The organism is Gordonia sp. UBA7599 (assembly GCA_002477755.1).
Taxonomy (GTDB): domain Bacteria; phylum Actinomycetota; class Actinomycetes; order Mycobacteriales; family Mycobacteriaceae; genus Gordonia.
On record DLKD01000158.1, the window covers coordinates 2,553 to 3,225 of the forward strand.

General features: G+C 67.8%; 1 protein-coding gene. It reads right to left on the minus strand.

The features are described 5' to 3' along the window. The coding region (locus tag B4L26_RS18005; protein ID WP_290721133.1) for a GTP-binding protein at window positions 1-673 on the minus strand (673 nt) is incomplete at both ends.

A 673-nucleotide genomic window follows, 5' to 3' on the forward strand; every position in this document is an offset into this window, starting at 1 on the left:
GAACGGCGTGTGACGGCCGCCCTCGTCCTTGCTCAGGATGTAGGCCTGGCCCTCGAACTCCGTGTGCGGAGTCGTGGTGCCCGGCGCCACGACGACCTGACCGCGCTCCACGTCCTCACGCTTGAGGCCGCGCAGCAGCAGACCGGCGTTGTCGCCGGCCTGGGCCGAGTCGAGCAGCTTGTGGAACATCTCGATGCCGGTGACGGTGGTCTTCTGCGACCCCTCGCGGATACCGACGATCTCGACCTCGGCGTTCACGTTGATCTCGCCGCGCTCCACACGACCGGTGACCACGGTGCCGCGGCCGGTGATGGTGAAGACGTCCTCGACGGGCATCAGGAACGGCTTGTCGGTCTCACGCACGGGATCCGGAACCGAGTCGTCGACGGCCTGCATGAGGTCCTCGATCGACTTGACCCACTTCTCGTCGCCCTCGAGCGCCTTGAGCGCCGAGATCGGGATGACCGGGGCGTCCTCGTCGAACTCCTGGGCGGCCAGCAGTTCGCGGACCTCCATCTCGACGAGCTCCATGATCTCCTCGTCGTCGACCATGTCGGCCTTGTTCAGCGCGACGAGGATGTAGGGGACACCCACCTGACGGGCGAGCAGCACGTGCTCGCGGGTCTGCGGCATCGGGCCGTCGGTGGCGGCCACGACCAGGATCGCGCCGTCC